Origin of the sequence: Ruoffia sp. FAM 24228, assembly GCF_045528575.1 — a bacterium.
In the GTDB taxonomy this organism is placed as follows: domain Bacteria; phylum Bacillota; class Bacilli; order Lactobacillales; family Aerococcaceae; genus Ruoffia; species Ruoffia halotolerans.
Map to the genome: position 1 here is coordinate 18,655 of NZ_JBGQQZ010000015.1, position 23,511 is coordinate 42,165.

Consider the following 23,511-nt stretch of genomic DNA (forward strand, 5'->3'; position numbering starts at 1 on the left):
TGTATTACTTAAATAAAGTACCAATAACATCTCCTTCCAGTATTCTAAAGATAGATACCGGATCTTCACCACTTTTTATAATCATGGCTTGGTTTTGATTGAGTATTTTTTTGGCTGCTTTAAGTTTCGTAGCCATACCACCTGTCGCAAAGGCTGAACCTTTACCACTTGCCATTAACTCAATTTCATCAGTAATTTCCGCAACGTGTTCGATTAATGTAGCATCTGGATTCTCTTTTGGATTTGAATCGTATAAACCATTCACGTCACTCATTATAATGAGTAAATCCGCTTCACTGACACCTGCAACGATCGCAGAAAGTGTGTCGTTATCACCAAATTTTGTTTGATGATTTAACTCATCATCAGCAATCGCATCATTCTCGTTAATGATTGGAACAATTTTCTGCTTCAACAATGTATTCATTGTTCGCTTAACGTTGTAGTATGAGGTTTCAAACGTCACAACATCACGAGTCAGTAGAATTTGAGCTGTGTCTCGGTTGTAATATTGGAAGAAACGACTATAGTGCCCCATTAGAATACTTTGTCCAATGGCAGCCAAAGCTTGTTGTTCCTCAATCGTTTGGGGATATTCAGTTAAATTCAAATGACTTGCCCCTACTCCGACAGCTCCCGAAGTCACAATAATAACTTCTTTTCCTTCTTGGATTAATGTTGAACATACAAATGCCAATCGATCCAACTTCTTATAATCAATTTGGTTTCCCTCAAGCATAATTGAATTTGTTCCTATCTTAATCACAATTCGCTTGTAATTTTTCATAAAATCTCGACTCATACGTTACCTCTATTCTAATCATTCTCATCTAAATATACCAAATAACATGGTGAATTAATACCATTCTATTGAATTCATTCAAGTTCTTGTTTGATTTCCTCTAATAAGGCCTGACATCCTGCATAAACCTGAGTATAGGTTGTCTCAAAATTCCCTGTATAGTAAGGGTCTGCAATATCTTCATCACTGCCAATAAAAGAAAGTAACTTCTTCGTTTGCCCTTTTGCTTGGCCATTTGTAAATTTTTGGATGTTCTGCATATTACTTTCGTCCATACCGATAATGTAAGTCGCTTGTTTTGTATCATCTTTGTTTAGTGGTCGTGAGTACATACCACCAACTGAAATACCTTCTTGAGCTAATCGTCTTCGAGTACCCGAGTGTGTGGCATTCCCTTCTTCCCACGAACTCGTTCCGGCAGAGTCTACTGTAACTTTGTCAGTCAGTCCTTCTTCTTGAATCATCTTTCTAAAGACCGCTTCTGCCATCGGTGAACGGCAAATATTTCCTAAACATACAAATAATACGTGAATCATGCATATCCCTCCTTAAAGTTATGTCTAAACTCACTAAACTGGGGCAATTGCCCAATAATTTAGCGCATCATCTATCATTGTCTGTGCTTCAATCCCTTGAATACTAAACATTTTGTCTGGTGCATCATTCGGATCATTCAGATAGACTAATCCATCTTGATAACCTCGCATTAACATCACATGGCCACCTTGAGTAAATGTGCCTGGTCCAACTGATACGACAACTAAGTAACCATTGTCTAATAGATTCACCGCTGAGTAGAAATCATTACCTACATCCACAACTTCATAACCAAAATCTTGTCCAAAAGCTGAATAAATAGACCAAGACGTTCCTTGATTTGTCATATAGTATTCGTCTCCAGCCCAACGTGTAATTTCTTCAGGTCTGACTTTTGTGTTAGTAAAGTAACTATCTATCATTGCTAAGACAACCACAGCACAGCCATTTTCCCAAATTGTTTGTGAACCATCCGTACCATAATGTTTGTCCGCCCATCTTGGATCATTTTGGTTTAAATATGGTACATTATGCTGTCCAACATGTTGAATATCAATATAATTCGCAGGCTCTTCAGGGATAAAGACGTGCCCTAATTGTTGTAGGTCAACATCCGTTGCTTCTATATCCTCTACAATCTGGGATTGATTTTCAATTAAATAGTTTTCATTAACTTGAGCCATTATATAGTATGGTTGGTAATTAGTTTTGGCATCTTCGGTAATAAAAATAAAAGCTAACATACTTATTCCAATGATAATTATAAGTGCAAATAACGTTAAGACTAATTTTCCCGTACCAAAAGATTTCGCCTGTCTGTTCGTTTTCCTTGCCATTGTTACCTCCATCGGTTTATTTGTTTCTAATATATCAATGCTAATAATTGCGGGCATCAGCATATGGTCTGATATTTAGAAAAAGCTGTAGGAATTGCTTTGAACAATTCTTACAGCTTTAAACCTACTATCTATTGTTTAGCTAAATAAATAATTATATTGCATATCTTGACGTATCGCTTCACCGTCACCGCCAAGTAAATCAACTAAAGTATAACCAAATTCAAGGGCTACCCCCGCACCACGTGCCGTGACAATATTGCCATCTACAATTACGACAGCTTCTTTTTGATCAAAACCACTTGTCAGTTGATCTTCAAATCCTGGGAAGTGGGTAAATTTCTTACCGTCTAAGAGATTTGCCTTTTCTAATACAATGGGTGCCGCACAAATTGCTGCAATCTGTTGTTGGTCTTGATTGGCTTGTTGAAGAGACTTGATAACAAGTTCATTGTCACGTAGATTTTTCGCCCCTGGCATCCCACCTGGTAGCATAATTAAATTATAACCTTTTATAGGCTCTTCCAGAATGTGATCCGCTTTAATAATAATATTATGCGCTCCCGTTACTTCTTCTGTTAATCCATAAATATCAACTTCAAATTTCGCTCGGCGTAAAATATCTATCGGTGCAACTGCCTCAACTTCTTCGAAACCATTAGCTAAAATTACTGCAACTTTCTTCATTTATAACGCCTCCTATGTTAATTATTATAAAATAATTCAAAGACTTAATCTAATTATCTACTCAATTTAGTATTCTAATTCAGTTTGACCAAGAGCTAATGTCTTAGTATTCGGGATCAGACGAACTGCATTCTCATCTCGCCCTTGGACTACAAAATTCGCATCATCACTTTGATACTGCTTCTTTGCAATCTGTTTCAAGTCTTTAGTCTTATCTTGATTTAAACAATTAAAGATTACATTTAACGATACATCTTTTAATTCTGTCATCATATGATAATCCCCCATGCTGTCACCAAATAAAGCGATAGGTTGGCGGTTCTCATGCTTAGGAGCAATTAAATTCATTATCGCCTCTGTCTTACCGTTTTTTTTCGTAATCGGCGCCCCAGCAGTCATATAAGCTTTGATCTTACCTTCAGCGTCTAAATCATAATTCATTCCAATGACTTGCTCTTTTGGCACTTTGAATTGATATTCACTTGCTGCTGTTCTGACAACATCAACCGGACTCGCACTCACGACATAAGTCACAATACCATTCGCTTGAAAGGCTTCATATAAAGCAATTAATTCTTCTGGATAGATCAAACCACTTTGGAATTCACTACTGATTTGACCTGCTTTACCTAAAAACTCTTTAGGTGTTGAATAAATATGTTTCTCAGCTTTTTTATTCGTTGCTTCTTTTAGCATATCTTTTGTTAAGATTGCTAACTCTTCAGGAGTGTAGCCTTTAAACCAATAAGTGAGCCAAGGTTTGCCTGCTTGACGAGTAAATTTACCATTCACATTGACATAATAGTAGCGAAGTTTTGCTTGGAAAGCTTTGTATTGACCAGTTTCTTTGATAGCTTCTAAGCTAAGTCGTTCGCCCTTATCTTTATTAATGTAGTGCTCCCACAGCCAAGTGTAGCTTTGAATAATATCTATCGCTAACTTTCTTGGGGTAGTGTGTTCAAGTGCCTCATCTAAGTTAGTATCCATATCAAATATGTCAGTGATAATTATTTGTTCAAACTCTTCGGGAGTCATTTTATATAATAAGTGATCTAGCATGTAGATCATTAAATTATCTTCTACATCGCCAATAATACTTGTATTATCAAAGTCAAAAACAACATAGGGTTTCGTTTTAAAATTTGATGATTCACTTGTTTTAAATTGGTCAATTAACTGGTTTAATCTGTTGTATACATATGGTTCCCATTGATGTTCTTGAAAGTAATATGTCATATTCTACTTTACCCCTTTTGATATTTTATTTGCCTTTAAAGCTAGCCTCTTTGAAAAATAACGATACCGATAATCATTATTATCATACCAAAGACTTTGCCGGATGTTAATTCAATCATTTCTACGTTAAACCAACCATTCGTATTAATGATGAGCGCAATTAACAACTGTGCAACCATTAATATCATGAAGGAATAAACGGGCCCTAAACTCATCATTCCCTGTGCAGCAACGTATACAATTAATACACCAAAGATACCACTTAAGTAATACATCTTGTTTACTGAAAGTAACTCTTCCACACTACCGTCTCGAACAAACATAACAATTAACAAACCTGCTAAAAATCCAACTCCGTGAACAACGGTTGTCATTGTCCAAGAACCCGTCTTAGCGCTAATATTCGTATTAAAGATACTTTGTAAAGCAATTAAGATTCCCGCAAATAATGAATAAAATATACCTTGAATCATTAGTCGACCTCCACATTGAATTTCTTACATCATAACCAATTTTCAAGCTAATTGATATAAAAACCAGTTTATTCACATTACTAGTGAATCACTTCCAAGTATCATATAATAATAATTGAATACATACTTAACAATTCTATTAGGAGGTTAAACAAATGGTACAATTACAACATAAAAATACGCTACTGTTTATCGGTGATAGCATTACGGATGCTGGGCGTGGTGAATACTTCGGTGCGAATTTAGGGCAAGGTTATGTCAATATGATTGCCGGACAGTTATATCGTCAATATATTCCCCTTCAATTAAATATCTTAAATCAAGGGGTTGGTGGTGATAAATTGACCGATTTATTCACTCGTTGGCAAGTGGACTGCCTTGATTTAAATCCAGATATAGTAACGATTCAAATTGGAATTAATGATATATGGCACCGTTTGTCTGCTGGTATTCCCTATACAGAAACAATTCTCGAACAATATAAAGAGAATTATCGATATTTATTAAAGACATTGACTGAACGAGAGGTTCAAATTATTTTAGTCGAACCTTATGTATTACCATACCCTGAGGACCGCTTAGATTGGCGTCCCTATGTCGATATAATGAAAGAAGTAATTGCAGACTTAGCCGAAGAATACGGCGCAACGTTAGTGAAGTTAGACGACGCCTTAAATCAAGCTGGAGAAAACTTAGGTTATGAGACAATAACTGGTGCTGATGGGGTTCACCCGACAAGTCTAGGTCATGCCTTTATCGCAGATCAATGGTTAAGACATACTGGTTTATAAAATCCAAAAATACACCCGTAACTGAGGACGAATGTCACTGCCTCTTTCACGGGTGTTTTTATTTGTTTGTGAGATTAACTTTCTGATGCTTCTGTTTGGGCGAGTGTCCATTCATTGACACGTAGATTTAATTCCGCAATGAACATATCTGCATATAAATCATCACTTACCATAACAACTAAAGAATAAATCGGTTCATCGTCTTGATAGAAAATACCACTATCATTTAACATGTTCTCATAACGACCATACTTTGTCGCCATGTCATTAACAAATAATGAAAATAATTGTTTTGGTGATGTCTGCATCATTAAATCACGAACATGAGCGTAAGTATCGTCAGTCGCAATCTTTTGTAGAGACAAGTTCATCATGTAAGCTGAACCGTAATTATCATAGTAATAAACTTCTGGTACTTCATAAAAATCAACAAAGTCTAAAAGTCCTGTTCGGAAACTTCCAAAGTTATTTACGTAATAATAATAAAGAATGAGCGAAGCTGTATTATCAGAGTAAACAATAGCTTGATATGCCAGATCATCTAAACGGTAATAGGCTTGTTTAGGATTTGCGGTAATCTCGCCTGCCCCATCTTGGTAATATTCTTCACTATATGGTAATTCTGAATCCCAAGTTAAGTAGCCTTGGTTAATTAAGTCAATAAACATCGCAACCATCGGTACTTTATACATACTTGCGACAATAAATTGCTCATCTTCATTTAAATAATACGCATCATCCGTTTGTAAATTTGTATAAGCTAAACCAATTTGTGACGCATCTAAACCATATTTGGCTAATAATTCATACACAATATCCTCTAAAGATTCATATTCAGAATACGCAAGCGGCTCCATATCTAAATTTTCCATCGCTTCATAATCATAAATGTCGCTCTCTTCAGATTCATCTTTTTCTTCTGTAGCTTCTGATTCAGATAAGTCTGAACTCGAAGCCTCTTCAGCTTGAATTACAGGTAAAGTGATTTGTGTCATTAATAATGCACACATCATCCACAAAATTATATTTAGTTTGTTTTTCATTTTCATCTGTTATTTCCTTTCTATAGACAACAAGATTATTATAGCAGTCTACTCAGAAAAAAACATTGAAAATTGCATGACTAATTCATTTATTTATTAAGTATATTTATTCAGAAATATTATGGATCAATCCTTCAAATAAAGGAATATCTTTATAGATGATCCCGTAAGCAAAGGGGCGGTCCACTTTTAATTCAATCGGTTCTTCTTCAACCGGCGCCATCGTTGTTTCAATATTTATTTCTGTGACTGCCGCTGCACTTGTTCCTTCTTCATCCAGAACAAGTTCAATGCGTTGAAGAATTTGACTCAAAGCAGTTTCTTCTTGAGTAGTGAAAAAGTCGGTCTCACCCAAGTCTTCTTTAAAATTACTTAAGTCGAAAGCATCTAACGAGTTCGTTAAATCAAAGGAACCACTGCTTTCAAATTTCGGTAAAGTTAAAGCGATTGTCTTGTTATTAATTTCTTCCTCTTGTTCTAATACCGATTGATACGCTTCCCACATGCTTTCATCATCTGCCGCTTCATCAGGAATGACGATTAATAAGTTAGCTTGGTTACGATACGGAAGTAAGATAGCTTGGAAGCCGTCTCCTTCTAAGTAAGGAATACTTTCTTCCAAATGCATCATTGGAACAACTGTTTCATCATCGCGACCGTAAAAAGTTTCGTCTGTATTTAATTCTTCGTTAAACACATTTAACCAATTGCTCTTGAAATACAGTAAATTCATCATGACTATTTGTAAATAATCATTGGATGTCATCTCAGCGATACGTGCTTCACTATAATACGGATCAATCAGACCTTCCGTTAATTCAGCAATATCTTCATTCAATGACTCGTAGGTTGATGAATCTTGAAAATCAACTCGACTCGCTTCAGTCGCTAAATCTTTTGTATCTTCCAAATAAGTCGAATTCCATTTTAAATCTTCCCGACCTAAAAGATACGTTTTCGTATCAAAGATTGGTTCATCACCTTCGGTCGCTTCCTTTATAAAACTTGCCATCGAGGCAACATACTCATCTCGGTCCATCCCCTCTGGAATTAGAACTTCACTGAGTCGTTCTTTTTCTGATCCGGTTAAACCTGGTTCTAAGGTGAGTAAGGCTAAGTAATACGATAAGGGTGAGTAAAGCGCATTCTCTTCCACTTCCTCTGATACTAAGGGTCTAAGTTCCTGGGAAAAGTCTTGAATTTGTTGGGCTAAGTTTCCTTCAAAATCTCCTTCCACTTGTTCAGATGCCGAGACTAATCCCGGTGTCATCGTTGATACAGCGAGGATTACAACTAATAAATATTTACATAATTGAGATACCCTCTTTAATAAATTAAACATATCAAACTCCTTTCATAATTTGTACAGTGTGACTTATTTCAGTATAAAGAAATTTGCATCACAGTCACTGAATATCACTCCTCAGTCATTGGAGTCAGTTCGCCGTCTTCTACTACTAACAACATTGTGCCGCCTTCTGAAATTGATGGAATCATCAATTCAATGCTTGCTTCTCCCGATTCAATTGCCTCCGCAGTATAGGTGAGGTCACTATAATAATCAGTTATTGCTGCATCTTCTGATGATACGGGTAAGTTTATTGTGTGTGAATCTTCAGATAAGTTAAAGATAATATAAACTTGTTCCCCTTCAAGCTCTCTAGTCACGATTGTCCATTGATCTTCTAATGACTGACCATAAACTTCTCTAGAACCACGAGCTAACAATTCAGAATTTGCACGACGGAATTGAAGTAATTTCTTATAGTGCGTTAAGATATCATTGTCTTCCGTTTGGTCCCATGCTAAATCATACCGATTGTCATACACCGGCCAATTATTGGCTCCCGTCTGACCTAATTCTTCCCCGTAGTAAATGACTGGTTGCCCTTTAGCAGTCATTTGTAATGTGACTGCCACTTTATATTTATCTTCATTGCCGTTTATCATATATAAAAAACCGGTCTCATCATGACTACTTAGAAATTGCCCAGTCGGACTCGCACTTGTCATTGCACCATTTTGGCGTTCTAGACGAGAGTTTACACCTCTAAAGTCACCATTAATGAAATCTCTAGCGTAGTTTTTAAATTCGAAATCTAAGACACTATCCATCATTCCGGAATTCAAATACCCTTTCGGACTTGTTGCACTTGCTCCCCATACTTCACCGATTAATTGGAAGTCTGGATCAATTGCTGTGAGTTCATTTCTAAAGTGTTGCCAAGCCTTATTATCAACATGAATCACTGTGTCTACTCTAAAGCTAGAAATCGAGTTACCAGCAGGTGTGGTTGATAAATCTAGCCAAGCTGTCTGCCAATCAACTAGTTGTTCATAGACGTCTTGTTCTTTTGTCGTAAAGTCAGGCAAACCAGATAATTCTTGAGTCAGTGAATCCATACCTGGGGAATCACGCAACATCCCCTCAAACACTTCTCGATCTTCCTCTGTTGGGTAGCCTTCGGGCGCATTATCGACATCACTATCTTTACTGTGCATGCCATAACCTGCATGATTTAAGACAACATCGACCATAATTTTTATATCTTTTTCAGCTGCTGTATCAATTAATTCATGAAACTCTTCCAACGTACCAAAATGCGGATTCAATTCTTCAAAGTTTTGTGCCCAATAACCATGGTAGCCATAAAATGCCCCATCATTCGTCCCTGAAGATACATCATAAGCGATATTCGATACAATCGGTGATATCCAAATCGTCGTAATACCTAACTCATCTAAATAATCAATCTGTTCAGTAATCCCTTTAAAATCCCCACCCTGATAAACACCTCGTTGATTATCTGCTTCTTCGTATGCTAAATTCCATGGATTATTATTGGACTCATCGCCATCTTTAAAGCGATCTGTCAGCATAAAGTAAATAATTTCTTCATCCCAATCCAGTTCTCCTTCTTCTTTCTCTCTCGGAAGAATCGTCACGGTTGTTTCAGTTTGATATTCTTGTTCTTCTGAATCCCACCAAGTAATCGGAATCGAATAGTCACCCGGTTCCACATCATGTGTGACTGATAAGGTCACTTTTAATAATTCAGGTGAGATGGTTAATTGGCTAGAGCCTCCTAATTGTGAGACATCCGCAACAATTTGTTCAATTTGTACTCCCTCTTCGACATCCAATTCGAGTATGGCATGTTGGTTATAATGAAAAGGCTGGCTCACATTGGCTGTGACGACATCCGATTCGACACTCGTTTCGACGGCCTCTGCCATGACATATTGAGTGTTACTAACTGTGACTGGTTGATACATTAAACTAAGTAAACTGAGTGCTAGAGCAGCTTTGAATTGTAATTTCATATGTGTCTCCTTTTTATTTAAGCGTTTACAAATAAGTATAGCAATACTTTCATCATTCGCCAATAATATCTATAAAAAAAAGACTGAGTTTTTTCACTCAGTTTAAATACTTATACGATTGATTTTTCTCGAAAGTTATAAAGAAAAAACTGGTGAAAAAGAATAAGTACAAACCAACTGCCGGCATACACAGTATTCCCCTTTTGAAACCACATATAACTTGGCAGCATTAAGATAAGGAATTTACCGATGATCATCCAAGCAATTGGCCGTGGGTACGTTGCTTTCGGTGCGAAAAAGGCTCCCCAAATAATAATGATGACACCTACAGTTACGATAGCTCCAAGTATTTGTAACCACCTTTGTGAGAAGAAGCTTGCACCAAAATAGCCGAAACTAATTAAAGCAACAATTTCAATGATTAAAGCCAAAACTGCATGCAGACCTTGTAAAAACTTCATCTTTTTCGCCTTCTTATTTTTTTATTTTTCTTAGTCAAACTCTTCGTATTCTCTAGGATCTTGCCCTTCAACTAAACCTTCTTTTCCTTTGTCTAATTGATTAATTAATTCCATCTCTTCTTGGGTTAATTCAAAGTCAAAAACATCAATATTCTCAATCTGATGTTCCAGTTGCCCTGATTTTACATTGACTAAGATACCTGTTTGAATATTCCAGCGAATAATTACTTGTGCGATTGATTTGTCGTGTTCTCTAGCAATCTCAGCTAATACTTTATTCTCTAATAAGTCATTTAACTCACGTCCAAGTGGACTCCATGCTTCCGTAAGTATCCCTCGATCTTTATTCGCTTGATGTAAATCTAAATTATTGAAATAGGGATGGCGTTCAATTTGGTTCGTTACTGATGTCACACCAGTGGCTTCAATAATACGGTCTAAGTGTTCTGGTAAGAAGTTAGACACACCTATGGTCTTAATTAAACCAAATTTCTGAGCATCAACTAATGCCTGCCAAGCTTCAACATAATTATCACGTTTTGGTAGTGGCCAATGTATTAAATATTTATCAAAATAATCAATGCCTATCCGATACAATGATTCTTGTATCGCATCAATCGCTTTATCATATTCATGATTAGCTCCTGGTAGTTTAGATGAGACTTGAATGTGCTCTCTAGGAATATTTAATTCACGAATGGCTTTCCCAACAGCCCCTTCATTATTGTAATTCGTCGATGTGTCGATTAACTCATAACCATTTCTGAGTGCTGTCTTAATCGACTGAACGCCTTTTGCTCCTTTGAGGCCAACTGTCCCTAAAGCAATCTTAGGAAAATTATTTCCGTCATTTACATTATAGAATTCCATTTAAACCTCTCCTTTTCTTATATCTATATTTTAATACCACACAATCTATCAACAAAATCATTCAACTTAGTTAAAGTTAATTTCGCAGTGTTTTTATAAATAATATGATATATTGATTAAGAAAAGGAAGTCTTATTATGGCGACAGTTAAAACAGACACAACGTTTGATGTATATTTAAATGAATTAGACGAAAAGGATCAAGATACTATCATTCGATTAGATCAAATGTTAACGAAACAATTTGGCAGAGATAGTCGCAATATTTGGGAAGGTAAATTTTTGGGCGGGCCCCAACAACAAATCATCGGTTACGGAGAAATCCCAATAAAAGGTAAGACCGATGAAACATGGTTTATGGTAGGTTTAGCCCGGCAAAAAGCTTACTTCAGTCTGTATGTGAATGCAGTTGAGGATAAGACATACTTGGCTAAGAAATATCAAGATCAACTGGGGAAAGTAAAGGTTGGTAGCAGTAGCATTAGTTTCAAACAATTTGATGATATTGATTTACCAACTTTAGAAAAAGTATTCAATATCGCCTATCAACAATGGCTAGAAATAAAACAATAGAAAGTGGTGCGTTATGGATCAAAAAATCCAAGACTTATTTGAACTATCTAAAAATGGAACCAAAGAAGAACGTTATAATGCTTTAATTGAACTAAATTCGACTTTAGAACAACCGGTGGATTGGGCGTATGACGTTTGGGATGATTTAATTGAATTATTATCAGATAAAGATGGTCATCAAAGATCACGAGCTGCCCAATATTTATCTCGCTTAGCTGCCTATAGCGACCCTGAAGACCGAATTTTAAAAGATTTTGATGCTTTATGGCAAGTCACTTTCGATGAAAAATTTGTCACTGCACGCCACACTATTCAAACTCTATGGCGAGTCGGGCTTGGAAGCGACGCGGCTAAGAATCTATTCTTAGCACACGTGATAGACCGTTTCAATGATGGCGACAAAGAAAAAAATTATACACTCATTCGTAATGACTTCTTACAAGGTATGCGCAATTTATATGACGAAACGCATGACGAAGTCATTAAAACTCAAGCACTTGAACTTATCACCTTTGTCGATGACTCCAAGTATCAAAAGAAATACGCACAAATTTGGAAATAAAAAAAGGAGGGTATGACTACTCTCCTTCTAATTCTTCAAAATAATTGATCCCTTTTAAGTTTTTGACACGCAATATAAAGTCTTGCTTCTGAATTCGGTTATATAAATCGATAGCTACAAAGTAAACAATTTCATTGGAGTCCGTTTCGTAGTCACTCTCAATGACATGCTCACTCTCAATCTGCATATCAATGATATTCACCCGTAAATCCGCACAAAATTCTAAAAAGTGATTAAAGCTATCTAAAGAATCTGCAATAATATAACAATCAATCTTACTCGACTTACCTTGGATGACTTTCTTTAAAGGTCTAAGTAAGGTCATAATCAGTAAAATGGCAATACCACCAGCAATCGCTCCTTCATAGAAGCCAATACCTATCGCAAGACCAATACAGGCAGCCGCCCATAAACCAGCAGCAGTTGTTAAGCCTTTCACTCGATTTCGATTGGTAACAAGAATGGTTCCAGCTCCTAAAAAGCCAATCCCACTTATTACTTGGGCACCTAAACGAGTTGGGTCTCCTCCCCCAATATTCTCAGTAGCGTATTGGTTTGTCATCATGACCATGGTAGAACCAAGACAGACGAGAATATAAGTTCGCAGCCCTGCCGTGTGATTCTTCATCCCACGTTCCATCCCAATTAATCCGCCAATGAGAACAGCCAGTAAAATTCGAACAAGAATCGTTATTGTATTTAATTCATATAAATCAAACGTTAGATTCATTACATTCCTCCTCTCAGTTTTTTCAAGTCACCTATTATACATCCTTTGAAAAATTATTCAATAATTTCTTTAACTCGACCTACAATGCCACTTTCTAACATCACTTTAATTCCGTGATGGTGATTAGGTGAATTAGTTAAGAGACGTTTGACAACTCCTTCAGTCAATTTTCCTGAACGTTGATCTTGTTTTTGAACAACCTTTACTTTTGTCCCGATTTGAATATCGGCACGTTTAGTTCCATTTTTCATTTGTATTCCTCCTTTAGATCTTTTATAACAACCTTCTATTATAACACAATCTCATCTTTAATTTGGTCCATGATTTGAGCTACATTCTCTGAATGCTTTAATGACATGATCGGACTTTCTGTTTTGTGTTCTTGAATGCATTCAACGACATGAACGATTTCACTATAGAAATCATCATGATCATATGGCACTTCATGTAATTGTGATTCATTGCTGTCAGCTAAAGTGAGTGTGTATGAAGCTGGTCGATGAAAGTTTGGAATACGTATTTCTCCAATCGTTCCCGTAATAATTGCGACTGTCTCCGTTTCACGGTCAAAAGCTGATTCCACTCGTCCAATCACACCATTCGATTCTAATTTCGCATCGACATAGACTTCAACCCCATTATCTGTCACTTCATAATCTACGGCTTTCACTTGAACCGGTGATGTCATGAAATCTTCAATCAATGAAATATTATACACTCCCATATCCAGTAAACAGCCCCCTTGAACAGGCTCAAAGTGATAACTTGCATCCGTTTCAGTAAATACACGGCACAGAGACGTTGAAACACTTAACACTTCACCAATACCTCCTTTTTCGATGCGCTCTTTAATCTCACGATAAGCCGGGACAAAGCGACTTTTCATTGCTTCCATGAAGAATACATTCGTTTCTTTCACCGTCTCAGTAATCTCTTCCATTTCTTGAAGTGACAGCGTCGCCGGCTTTTCACACAGAACAGCCTTTCCAGCTCGCAATGATTTCTTAACCCATTCTAGGTGAAATTGGTGTGGTAAAGCAATGTAGACCGCATCAATTTCTGAATCATCTAATAAAGTTTGATAATTATCATAACTGACATCACATGGATGTTCTGCTCTAAAAGCTTCTGCTTTCTCCATCGTCCGTCGTGCTACGGCATATAAACGTGCACCCTTCACTTGTTCTAAACTCGTCGCAAAGCGATGTGCAATATTTCCCGCGCCAATAATTCCCCATTTAATCATACGTTACCCCTTTTTTTTAAATGTATTTTTTATAAAAGAGTTTTCATTATGTAAATTGTACCTTATTTTTTTCTCGATTCATAATATCTTACGAATAGTTATCTCTATTAATTTTCTCATTTTTAGCATATAGTTAGTAATAACAATATAAAGGGAGGATTTTCATGCTTACAATTGCATACATTGGCAATGGTAAAAGTACTAATCGCTACCATTTGCCTTTTTCAACCCAATTATCTGACAAAATAAAAATCAAAACCATTTATTCTCGCAGTGGAAAAAGTGACTGGACTCCGATTGAAGGAGTGCAGTATACAACGAATATCGACGATATTTATAATGACCCAGAAATCCAACTTGTAGTAGTAACAACACCAAGTTCAAGTCATTATCCCTTAGCTAAAGAAGGTTTATTGCGTGGGAAAAATATGTTGGTCGAGAAACCTTTCACTGAAACAGTTGAACAAGCTCAAGAATTATTCACGCTCGCTAATGAAAAGAATTTATTTGTTCAAAGTTATCAAAATAGACGTTACGATTCAGATTTCTTAACGGTTCAAAAAGTGATTGAATCAAATAAGTTAGGCGATTTATTAGAACTTGAGATGCATTTTGATTACTTCCGACCCGAAGTACCAGAGAATAGTACGTATTCTCGAATTGACAGCTTTTTGTATGGACATGCTTGCCATACTTTAGATCAAGTTATCTCATACTTTGGAGAGCCTGACGAAGTTTATTCAGACGTGCGCCAGTTATTAGGTAAAGGTCGAATGAACGATTACTTTGATTTAGACCTTTACTACGGCAAATTAAAGGTATCCGTAAAATCTAGTTACTTCCGTTTGACACCGCGTCCTAGCTTTATTGTTTATGGTAAAAAAGGCTCATTTATTAAAGAGACTAAAGACCGTCAGGAAGAGCATTTGAAACAATTTTATATGCCAACTGAACCTGACTTTGGCGTTGACTTACCCCAACATTACGGCACATTAACATATATGGATGATGACAATCACTATCATCAAGAAAAAGTCATCTCTGAAGTGGGCGACTATAGTCGCTTCTATGAAGATGTCTATCAAACACTTATTAACAAGCAAGATAAAGTTGTTAAAGACGACCAAACTTTACTACAAATTAAATTACTTGAAGAAGGAACAAAACACTTAAGTTAAACCATTGAATGGAGGAAGTTTTATGAATTTAGCAATCTTTGGCGCTGGAAAAATCGTTCAAGAATTCTTAGAAATGGTAAAAGACATTCCAGAAATTAATCTAACTGCTCTATTATCTTCTGAGCGGAGCATAGAAAAAAACAAAGATTTAATCGTCACTCATAATATTGATGGGGTTTATACTAATGAAGATGAGATTCTTAAGCGCACTGATGTAGATACTGTCTACGTTGCCTTACCGAACCATCTGCACTATGAATTTAGTAAAAAAGCTCTTGAAGCAGGCAAACATGTGATTTGCGAGAAGCCTTTCACCTTAACGTTAAAAGAATTAGAAGAGTTAGAAGCCATCGCTTTAGAGAAAGATTTAGTTTTAATTGAAGCAATTACCAATCAATACTTTGCTAATTTTGCCCAACTTAAAGAGGATTTAAATGATGTTGGTGATTTAAAAATCATTGAATGTAATTATTCACAGTATTCTTCACGTTATGACGCTTTCAAAGAAGGAACTATTCTGCCGGCTTTTAACCCAAAAATGGGTGGCGGATCGCTAATGGATATTAATATTTATAACATCCACCTCGTTGTTGGCTTATTAGGTAAACCAAACCGGGTTGAATATTATGCCAATATCGAACGAGAAATTGATACATCCGGAATATTAGTCATGGAATATGATCAAACAAAAGTTGTCTGTATTGGATCTAAAGACACGAGCGCACCGATTAAAAGTACGATTCAAGGAACCGATGGCTCGCTCATTATTAATGGTCCAACAAACACGTTAGAAAGTTATACTAAAATTATTGGCAAACTCACGGAAGAAGTCATTGATTTAAAAGTACACCCGCATCGTATGTATGAGGAATTTATCGCCTTCAACCGCATCATTAATGAACATGATATGGATACTGTTCGTGAGAAACTCACACATAGTAAAATCGTCATGGAAGTGGCAGAGAAAGCACTTGAAGATGCTAGTATCAAATTAGGATAACAATAACCCCCGAAAGGAATGTCACCGCATTTCTTTCGGGGGTTTCTCATTATAATAATTCTTTTCGTAAATCTGCAGCACTCTTAGGTGATAAATATTTTGGTGCAATATCAAAAACTGTCTGAGCTCCAGAAAGCCCTTCTTGATGCAATTTATAAGCGGCACGTGCATATGCCACATTGACTGCAGCTGTAAACTCAGGGTTACTGCCTAAATTTAAACCAAATTCATAGACTTGCTGCATGTCAGGGGAGGTTTCTCCTGAGCGAATCACTCGTCCACCGTGTGGTAAACCAGCATGAATTGCATGTAATTCTTCCTCCGTAATGAAAGTGACTTCGGTTTGATACCCTTCAAAGTAATCTGGCATCGTTACAATGTCATTTTTTACTTTTTCTGCATCTGCACCCCCTTCCAACACCACATAAACATCACGATTATGAGCGGATTTAGATGTATATTCGACGGTTTCTCCTGCATGGATTTGATCAATTAATTCTGTATTTGGAATTGTATATTGAACGCCATCTTTAACCCCTTCAACACGTCTAACCGCATCTCCGTGCCCTTGGCTCAAGCCTTCACCCCAGAAAGTATATGTATCTCCTTTAGGTAAGATAGCCTCTCCAATTAAACGATTTAAAGAAAACAATCCTGGATCCCATCCCGTCGCAATAATTGACACATATTTATGTGCTTTTGCCACACTGTCCATACTTTCAAAATAGTTTGGAATCTGACTATGATTGTCATAGCTATCTACAGTGTTAAAATGTTCTGCCAAAGCGGGTCCTTGTTCTGGAATATCCGAACGTGACCCCCCGCATAAAATTAAAACATCAATCTTATCTTTGAAGTTTAAGATATCATCCATGTGATATGCTGTTGCTTCTGTATCTAAAGTATCTGGATTACGACGAGAGAAAATCCCCACTAAGTTCATGTCTGGTGCATTCTTTAAGTTAGCCTCTACACCGCGCCCTAAGTTACCGTAACCCACAATTCCAATATTTATCATAATTAAATCCTCCTTACAGGATAGTTAAAAACTAATTATATTTTGCTTCTTTTTTCTTCATATGTCAATTAATTTACTATAACATAATTCCCTTTTTTAATTCGATAAAACTTTTAATAAAATGTACGCAAGCATGAATACAGCCAATCTTAGACAACTATAGTATTCTATAATTATCAACTACAATTATCTGGAGGTAAATATGAAAAACTTAGAAGAACAATTAATCGGAACCACTTGGTCACTTAAATCATTCGAATCAGTCGATCAAAATGACCATATTTATTACCCTTTAGGTGAGGATGCTAAAGGTTTTATAGTCTTTGATCATACTGGCTTATTCTCTGTTCAATTAATGGCTAAAGAAGCTTTATCTAAAGATGCCGTCGCTCACTATAGAACGGATGTTGAGAAAGCAATGGGAATGCATGGGTATCATGCATATTCAGGGCATTTTAGTTTGGATGAAGAAAAAGCTGTGATGACTACTTCTGTATAATTAAGCCTTATCCCTGCATATCGAGGATCAAAACAAAAACGTTCAGTTAATATTGAAGGTGACCTCTTATACTTATCAAATATTGAACACCCTGAACGTAAATTAGTCTGGCAAAAAAAATATAATTTAGCTTAGCGCTTACACAATCAAATATCCATTGTAATGATAGGTGTGGATGCTATACTAACACTACGGAATAAAGGAGGCTATTATGCTAGAAATCGAATTTTTTCACGATGTTATCTGTTCTTTTTGCTTTCCGATGCAAATCGCATGCGAAAAGTCATGGATAAATATCAGAATTTAGATATACAACACCGTTCATTTGCCCTAGGTTGGGAAGTAGAACACTTTGAGCAAATGTTTGGCAGTCATGAAGCAGTTAAACCCGAAGTTTTAAATCACTGGGATGCCGCAAATCAAAACGATGATGAGCACCGCTTTAATATCGAAGGTATGAGACAGACTGACTTCAACTTCCCTCATTCGCAACCTGGTCTAATTGCAGCTAAAGCTGCAGGTTTAATTGGTGGCGATTCAATGTACTGGGAAGTCTTTGATAAACTTCAAGAAGGCTTGTTTGTACGCAATTTAAATATAGCAGATCAAAATGTCATTGATGACTTAGTAAAAGAAACGTCCATCGACTTTGATTCATGGAAAAAACAAGCAACTAATGATGAAACTAAACAAGCAGTCTTAAATGACTTAGCGCTTGTTAATGCTTACGGTATTCAAGGAGCCCCTGCTTTAGTGATTGATAAAAAATACCTCATTAGTGGTGCCCAACCTCAAGAGCTGATTGAACAAGCTTTAGAGCAAGCAGCACAAGAAGCAAATATTAATATCACTAAACCTACGACACCTCAGTTTCAAGTATTAGGTGATAATACTGGCGCATCGTGTCGCGTTGAAAATGGAACTTGGATCTGCGACTAGCTTCAAAAGATAAACAAATAAAAACGTAGTGAAGAGGGGAAGCAAATCCACTTTCATTACGTTTTTTTCTTGTTAAAAATAATTATTCAACTTAGTTTGAATCGTCTTAATTTAAACGATGCGTCTCGTTAGTCGTCTCAATCGTCGTCATCCCAGTCGTCATCATCCCAGTCATCGTCGTCCCAGTCATCGTCATCCCAGTCATCGTCGTCCCAGTCATCGTCATCCCAGTCATCATCGTCCCAGTCATCGTCATCCCAGTCGTCATCGTCCCAGTCATCATCGTCCCAGTCATCGTCGTCCCAGTCATCGTCGTCCCAGTCATCATCATAACGGTCGTCGTCATCCCTATCATCGTCGTCCCAGTCATCGTCATAACGGTCGTCGTCATCCCTATCATCGTCATCGTAGCGATCATCATCACGTCCATAGTAATAATTATTATCATAAACTGTTGGGCGGCTTCCACTATAATCATTATAGAATTGACGGTAGTAATGGCGATCATCATCATCGTCGTTATCGTCATCATTTACATCGTCATTAATGTCATTTCTATCATCATCATCTTGGTCAAGAATATCCCCTGTTAAGGCATCAATCTCGACTTCGATTTCCCGATTACCATCAATGAGTGTAATCTCCCACTCTAGTTTATCGTCATCACTGATATCATCATCATCATCACTATCTAAACTCCAATTAACGATATTATTATTTTGAGTGTGATCCATGACTGATTGAGTGATTTCTTCGATGGAAGCCAGCTCATCAACATTTATAGCTAAATTATCATCGTCATCATCTCTAGATTTACTTGCAAAAAAGTTTTCCCCGTTATATCTAATTAATTGATATGCTTCTGTCTCACCACGACCAAGAACTCTTGTAATAAACTGCCCTGTTTCTTGATGCATGTGAATATCAATATCTGTTAATTCGGCATTTGGATAGTATGATTGATAAAGTGAAACTGCCTCATCAAAAGCATTTTGTAACTCACTTGTTTGTTCTTGAGAAATCGCAACAGTACCAACATCATTATTTTGCGCATTAATACTTACTACAGGCGTAATGCCACTTAGAGCAAGCATTGATGCACTGAGTAGAAGGAATTTTTTCATCTTCATTTTCTATCTCTCCCTTATTTTTTTACCGTTTGCTCGGCTTATTAAATAATACGAATGTCGATTTGTTTTTAGGTACCTTTTTTAAAAATTAATCATCATCATCGTCAAAATCATCATCCCAATCGTCATCATCCCAATCATCGTCGTCCCAATCGTCATCATCCCAGTCATCGTCATCCCAGTCATCATCACCTTCTATATAAGAATTCACTGAACTATTGACATTGTCATCAGTACTATACGAATCTTCATCATAAAACGATTCGAACCAATCATCATCTGAATTAAATTCACTATTATCTGTTGGTTTTGGTGTAACTAATCCTTTGAAGAAGCTTTGTAGTTCTTGAACTTCTGAGCGATTATAGATACTTTCTAATAATTCTCTAAAACGTTCACTACTTTGGTTAAAATTATAATACTCCGCGTTTCCTGATAAGCGGTCACGTTTTTCTTTAGCTGATAATACGCGACTCTCTTCATCTGTCCACAATGAAATATTTGCATTAGCCAATTGATAATCACCCAATAAGACTTCTTGTTGAGTTGCATTTTCGTAATCTTCCATTGACCCTTTAATGACGACAATATTATTATTCGCCATTGCATTCCTTAACTCATCTATTACTAGATCCTCAATCGCATTCGTATCATCCGCATTGGCGGCTGAGATAGCAATAAGTACATCTAAGGAATCTGATTCATCAATGAGACTTACCAGTGAAGGCGTAATTTCACTTAGTTTTTCTCCTTCAGTTATACTTTCATTCTCCATTTCACCCAGTCGATTGATGACTCTAACGACTTCATAATCATCATTCAGTTCAACTTGAACACCTTCTTGAGTTCCGATTGAAATGGCTGCATATGCAGGTTCTGATGGACCAAAAATATTTTGAGAAAGATTAAAGAATAAGAACAACACTGCTGCAACCGCTACGAGACTTATTAGTGGCCTAAAATTCACATGACGAACTTTTTCTTTCGCTTGATATCGATCAGAATCAAAGTAAAAAATTTGATCACCTACGGCTAAAGAATCTTTTCTTTTCAACCGATGAATTTCACCACTCGGGTCCATGACGATGACGTAATCTTCTTTGATTTCTATGACAATCGTTTCTTTTACATCATATTTACTCATCTTATCCCCTCTTTATCCAATCTATTAAGCTTGCTAACCCATTTTTAAATATAATAATAGTCGATGTGATAAACACTTTGTTTCCTTTTATAACCTTCACTGAGACATTATTATATGTTGCGGTTAGTTTTATAGGGAGACGCTTCTTTTCAAATAAGGGAATTGTTATCGGCTTATGTTTACTTGATTTCTCCGAGATATGAATAGCTCTTTCGCGACTATCTTTATGTTTTGGAGATTCTTCTATTAACTGCTCCAAACTAATATCAAAGTCTTCAATCGTACTTTTCCACTCTTCAATTTCAATCGCTAATACATTTTCACTTTGTCTCGATTCGTCTTGAAATTGTACGCCTGATTCTGCCATCGAATCTAAGGATGCCATCTCTTCATTCTTTTTTTCTTTCCTTAGATAATCAATCACGCGACTTCGAATAACCACTTTTACAAAATTCAATAAGGATCCTTTTGACTCGTCATATTTTTCAACGGCTTCCTTAAAAGCTAACAAAGCAATTGAAAAAGCATCATCATTTTGAACATTAACATATCTATTGGTAGTCTCACTAACTACTTTTATTATGAAGCCGTAATGTTCTTCAATTAGTTGCTCAATTTGTTTTTCGATTTGAAATGCCTCCTATCTGCTCAATATATAATACGTAACTTTTTAACAATTTAGGGACCTTTTTCTGTAGTTGGTTAAATCATAGCACAAATATTTATTGATTTAATCTAATTATCCTCCAAAAAGGTCCCTAAAATTGATATAGCTTTCGTATTATGTATCGACTGGCAAAGCAAAGTCAAAAATAAGAAAGAAGGTACGAAAATGCGAAACAAGAAATATCTATTAAGAAGAAAAGGTTTTAGTGTTAAAAAGGCTCTATTATCAATTGGTGTTGTTGCTTCCATTGGATTAGCTTTTAGTCATTCGACTGAGATCTTAGAAAGTGCTTTGGCTAATTCTGCAACTGAAAATGTAGAAAAAACTCAAACAAATAATGTATTAAGCCATCCGATAGTGCAAAAAGAACAAAATGCTGCTTTAAATGCATTGATTAATCGTTGGCAAGAAAAGTCTCCTGAAGAAATAAAAGAGGAGTTACTTCGTCAAGAAGAAGCAGGCTCAATTGCTTATGTCGTTCAATGGGGAGACACACTTCCTAATATTGCTTCCGCTGCAGGATTGACTGTTAATGAATTATTAGACTTAAATGGTCTAAGTTCGGATTATCATATCAATACTTCAGATGTCTTAATCGGTCTCATAGATAACCAAGGTATTCACGTCGCTGGTGCATATGACGATGACCGGGATGATGATGACTGGGATGATGACGACTGGGACGATGATGACAGGGATGACGATGATTGGGATGACGATGACTGGGTTGATGACTACTGGGACGACGATGATTGGGATGACGATGACTGTGACGACGATGATTGGGATGACGATGACTGGGACGACGATGATTGGGATGACGATGACTGGGACGACGATGATTGGGATGACGATGACTGGGACGACGATGATTGGGACGATGACGACAATTATTGGTTAGAAAGATTCTATAACGATCCAAATAACATTCCAGGACACACTCCGAAAACCGAAGGTGATATCCCTACAACGATAGCTCAGGAGAGAGAAGTAGAAACAACACAATCGCCAGATCAAACAGGAAATGATCAAGTAGCTGAAACTACATTAGATGAATTACCTCCCGTTGATACAACAGTAACTGATTCCAATAATGTCAATTTAGATGCAGTTACTCAAGAATTCCATAATTTAGTTAATCAAGAACGCTTAAATAATGGTCAGAGTCAATTGAATTATGGTGATCATTTACAAACTGCAGCCGTAAATAGAACAACAGAAATTACAGAGCATTTCTCACATACAAGACCGAATGGATTATCATTCTTCACCGCACCTGGCTTTGATCAAGGTGGAACGATTGTCGGAGAGAACCTACAACAAACATACATTTCACGCAATGCAACACCTGAAGAAATTGCTCAAAAATTATTTGATAATTGGAAGAAGAGTCCAGGACACTATGAAAACATGATGGATGGTTCGTATTTAGATCATGCAATTCAACTTGATACGTACGAAAATGGAGACAACATCATTATCTATTCAACACAAGTATTCAGTAACTAAAGTAAAATAAAAGATACCGAATTTACTGCCATAAATTCGATATCTGATAGGATTTCAATTCTAGTTCACAAAAATAGAAATATTAAGAAGCACGGATAATTTACGAATTATTCATGCTTCTTTTTTCTATGTTGAATTGCAATAATTAATGCGACAATTTTTTATTTACTCAATTAATAAGAGTTCGTGTAAAAATACTTCCAAAGGTGTTTGGTAATCTAAGCATTTCCTAGGTCGATTATTCATTAACCACAAAG

25 protein-coding genes and 1 pseudogene are annotated in these 23,511 nt (G+C 36.5%); 8 read left to right on the forward strand and 18 right to left on the reverse strand.

The features are described from left to right. Positions 1-4 precede the first annotated feature (4 nt). The 6 genes from proB to ACEN33_RS04115 all read right to left on the reverse strand — a co-directional run bounded on the left by proB (position 5) and on the right by ACEN33_RS04115 (position 4,571). Positions 5-802: a glutamate 5-kinase gene (gene proB, locus ACEN33_RS04090; RefSeq protein WP_407093944.1), complete on the reverse strand. Its 798-nt coding sequence runs from the start codon at positions 800-802 to the stop codon at positions 5-7. Positions 803-876: 74 nt separating this feature from the next. After that, positions 877-1,338 carry a low molecular weight protein-tyrosine-phosphatase gene (locus ACEN33_RS04095; protein WP_407093943.1) on the reverse strand — a complete coding sequence of 154 codons (462 nt, stop codon included), beginning with the start codon at positions 1,336-1,338 and terminating at the stop codon, positions 877-879. A gap of 33 nt (positions 1,339-1,371) precedes the next feature. After that, positions 1,372-2,175, reverse strand: a complete 804-nt coding sequence (locus ACEN33_RS04100) for a C39 family peptidase (protein ID WP_407089360.1) — start codon at positions 2,173-2,175, stop codon at positions 1,372-1,374. Positions 2,176-2,313: 138 nt separating this feature from the next. After that, positions 2,314-2,862, reverse strand: a complete 549-nt coding sequence (locus ACEN33_RS04105) for a DJ-1 family glyoxalase III (protein ID WP_138405321.1) — start codon at positions 2,860-2,862, stop codon at positions 2,314-2,316. A gap of 66 nt (positions 2,863-2,928) precedes the next feature. Then, a complete protein-coding gene (locus ACEN33_RS04110) occupies positions 2,929-4,098 on the reverse strand; it encodes a haloacid dehalogenase-like hydrolase (RefSeq protein ID WP_407094635.1) in 1,170 nt (389 codons plus the stop codon). Between the two features lie 41 nt (positions 4,099-4,139). Next, a complete protein-coding gene (locus ACEN33_RS04115) occupies positions 4,140-4,571 on the reverse strand; it encodes a DMT family transporter (RefSeq protein ID WP_138405319.1) in 432 nt (143 codons plus the stop codon). Between the two features lie 155 nt (positions 4,572-4,726). Here ACEN33_RS04115 and ACEN33_RS04120 point away from each other — a divergent pair, with 155 nt between their 5' ends. Then, on the forward strand, positions 4,727-5,362 hold the full coding sequence (locus ACEN33_RS04120) for an SGNH/GDSL hydrolase family protein (protein ID WP_138405318.1): 636 nt from the start codon (positions 4,727-4,729) through the stop codon (positions 5,360-5,362). Between the two features lie 74 nt (positions 5,363-5,436). Here the strand turns inward: ACEN33_RS04120 and ACEN33_RS04125 are convergent, their stop codons facing one another. The 5 genes from ACEN33_RS04125 to ACEN33_RS04145 all read right to left on the reverse strand — a co-directional run bounded on the left by ACEN33_RS04125 (position 5,437) and on the right by ACEN33_RS04145 (position 11,060). Next, complete coding sequence (locus tag ACEN33_RS04125; protein WP_138405317.1) at positions 5,437-6,411, reverse strand: serine hydrolase; 975 nt, start codon at positions 6,409-6,411, stop codon at positions 5,437-5,439. Between the two features lie 100 nt (positions 6,412-6,511). Continuing rightward, the gene (locus ACEN33_RS04130; RefSeq protein ID WP_407094636.1) at positions 6,512-7,747 is read right to left on the reverse strand and encodes a serpin family protein; all 1,236 of its coding nucleotides are present in this window, start codon (positions 7,745-7,747) and stop codon (positions 6,512-6,514) included. 74 nt (positions 7,748-7,821) lie between these two features. Then, positions 7,822-9,729 carry an alpha-amylase family glycosyl hydrolase gene (locus tag ACEN33_RS04135; protein ID WP_407094638.1) on the reverse strand — a complete coding sequence of 636 codons (1,908 nt, stop codon included), beginning with the start codon at positions 9,727-9,729 and terminating at the stop codon, positions 7,822-7,824. Positions 9,730-9,839: 110 nt separating this feature from the next. Then, positions 9,840-10,190: a DUF2568 domain-containing protein gene (locus ACEN33_RS04140; protein ID WP_407094639.1), complete on the reverse strand. Its 351-nt coding sequence runs from the start codon at positions 10,188-10,190 to the stop codon at positions 9,840-9,842. Between the two features lie 30 nt (positions 10,191-10,220). Then, a complete protein-coding gene (locus ACEN33_RS04145) occupies positions 10,221-11,060 on the reverse strand; it encodes an aldo/keto reductase (RefSeq protein WP_138405313.1) in 840 nt (279 codons plus the stop codon). A 137-nt stretch (positions 11,061-11,197) separates the two neighbouring features. Here ACEN33_RS04145 and ACEN33_RS04150 point away from each other — a divergent pair, with 137 nt between their 5' ends. Together ACEN33_RS04150 and ACEN33_RS04155 are read left to right on the forward strand one after the other, a co-directional pair. Then, entirely contained in the window at positions 11,198-11,632 is a 435-nt protein-coding gene (locus ACEN33_RS04150; protein WP_407090677.1) for a hypothetical protein, read from the forward strand. A 13-nt stretch (positions 11,633-11,645) separates the two neighbouring features. Beyond that, the gene (locus tag ACEN33_RS04155; RefSeq protein WP_407090676.1) at positions 11,646-12,194 is read left to right on the forward strand and encodes a hypothetical protein; all 549 of its coding nucleotides are present in this window, start codon (positions 11,646-11,648) and stop codon (positions 12,192-12,194) included. Between the two features lie 16 nt (positions 12,195-12,210). Here ACEN33_RS04155 and ACEN33_RS04160 read toward each other — a convergent pair whose 3' ends face one another. Genes ACEN33_RS04160 through ACEN33_RS04170 form a run of 3 tightly spaced genes read right to left on the reverse strand, consistent with a single transcriptional unit; the run spans position 12,211 to position 14,170 of the window. Further along, on the reverse strand, positions 12,211-12,924 hold the full coding sequence (locus ACEN33_RS04160) for an MgtC/SapB family protein (RefSeq protein WP_407090675.1): 714 nt from the start codon (positions 12,922-12,924) through the stop codon (positions 12,211-12,213). A gap of 53 nt (positions 12,925-12,977) precedes the next feature. Then, the gene (locus tag ACEN33_RS04165) at positions 12,978-13,175 is read right to left on the reverse strand and encodes a YwbE family protein (protein ID WP_407090674.1); all 198 of its coding nucleotides are present in this window, start codon (positions 13,173-13,175) and stop codon (positions 12,978-12,980) included. Between the two features lie 38 nt (positions 13,176-13,213). Continuing rightward, complete coding sequence (locus tag ACEN33_RS04170; protein WP_407090673.1) at positions 13,214-14,170, reverse strand: Gfo/Idh/MocA family protein; 957 nt, start codon at positions 14,168-14,170, stop codon at positions 13,214-13,216. Between the two features lie 164 nt (positions 14,171-14,334). Here ACEN33_RS04170 and ACEN33_RS04175 point away from each other — a divergent pair, with 164 nt between their 5' ends. After that, entirely contained in the window at positions 14,335-15,348 is a 1,014-nt protein-coding gene (locus ACEN33_RS04175; RefSeq protein WP_407090672.1) for a Gfo/Idh/MocA family oxidoreductase, read from the forward strand. A gap of 22 nt (positions 15,349-15,370) precedes the next feature. After that, a complete protein-coding gene (locus ACEN33_RS04180) occupies positions 15,371-16,348 on the forward strand; it encodes a Gfo/Idh/MocA family protein (RefSeq protein ID WP_407093935.1) in 978 nt (325 codons plus the stop codon). Between the two features lie 49 nt (positions 16,349-16,397). Here ACEN33_RS04180 and ACEN33_RS04185 read toward each other — a convergent pair whose 3' ends face one another. Continuing rightward, a complete protein-coding gene (locus tag ACEN33_RS04185; protein ID WP_407093934.1) occupies positions 16,398-17,366 on the reverse strand; it encodes a diaminopimelate dehydrogenase in 969 nt (322 codons plus the stop codon). Positions 17,367-17,568: 202 nt separating this feature from the next. Here ACEN33_RS04185 and ACEN33_RS04190 point away from each other — a divergent pair, with 202 nt between their 5' ends. Then, positions 17,569-17,865, forward strand: coding sequence for a lipocalin-like domain-containing protein (locus tag ACEN33_RS04190; protein ID WP_407094640.1), 297 nt, complete (start codon positions 17,569-17,571; stop codon positions 17,863-17,865). Positions 17,866-18,076: 211 nt separating this feature from the next. Further along, positions 18,077-18,804 (forward strand): annotated as a pseudogene (locus ACEN33_RS04195) (DsbA family protein). Between the two features lie 137 nt (positions 18,805-18,941). On the opposite strand, the gene ACEN33_RS04200 reads toward ACEN33_RS04195, so the two are convergent. The 3 genes from ACEN33_RS04200 to ACEN33_RS04210 all read right to left on the reverse strand — a co-directional run bounded on the left by ACEN33_RS04200 (position 18,942) and on the right by ACEN33_RS04210 (position 21,706). Continuing rightward, positions 18,942-19,934 carry a PepSY domain-containing protein gene (locus ACEN33_RS04200; RefSeq protein WP_407094641.1) on the reverse strand — a complete coding sequence of 331 codons (993 nt, stop codon included), beginning with the start codon at positions 19,932-19,934 and terminating at the stop codon, positions 18,942-18,944. Positions 19,935-20,022: 88 nt separating this feature from the next. Beyond that, positions 20,023-21,078 (reverse strand): anti-sigma factor domain-containing protein, encoded by a 1,056-nt coding sequence (locus ACEN33_RS04205; RefSeq protein ID WP_407090666.1) that lies wholly within the window; start codon positions 21,076-21,078, stop codon positions 20,023-20,025. 1 nt (position 21,079) lies between these two features. Continuing rightward, the gene (locus ACEN33_RS04210; RefSeq protein WP_407094643.1) at positions 21,080-21,706 is read right to left on the reverse strand and encodes a sigma-70 family RNA polymerase sigma factor; all 627 of its coding nucleotides are present in this window, start codon (positions 21,704-21,706) and stop codon (positions 21,080-21,082) included. Positions 21,707-21,910: 204 nt separating this feature from the next. On the opposite strand from ACEN33_RS04210, the gene ACEN33_RS04215 reads away from it, so the two are divergent. Next, complete coding sequence (locus ACEN33_RS04215; RefSeq protein WP_407094642.1) at positions 21,911-23,254, forward strand: CAP domain-containing protein; 1,344 nt, start codon at positions 21,911-21,913, stop codon at positions 23,252-23,254. Positions 23,255-23,511: the final 257 nt, after the last annotated feature.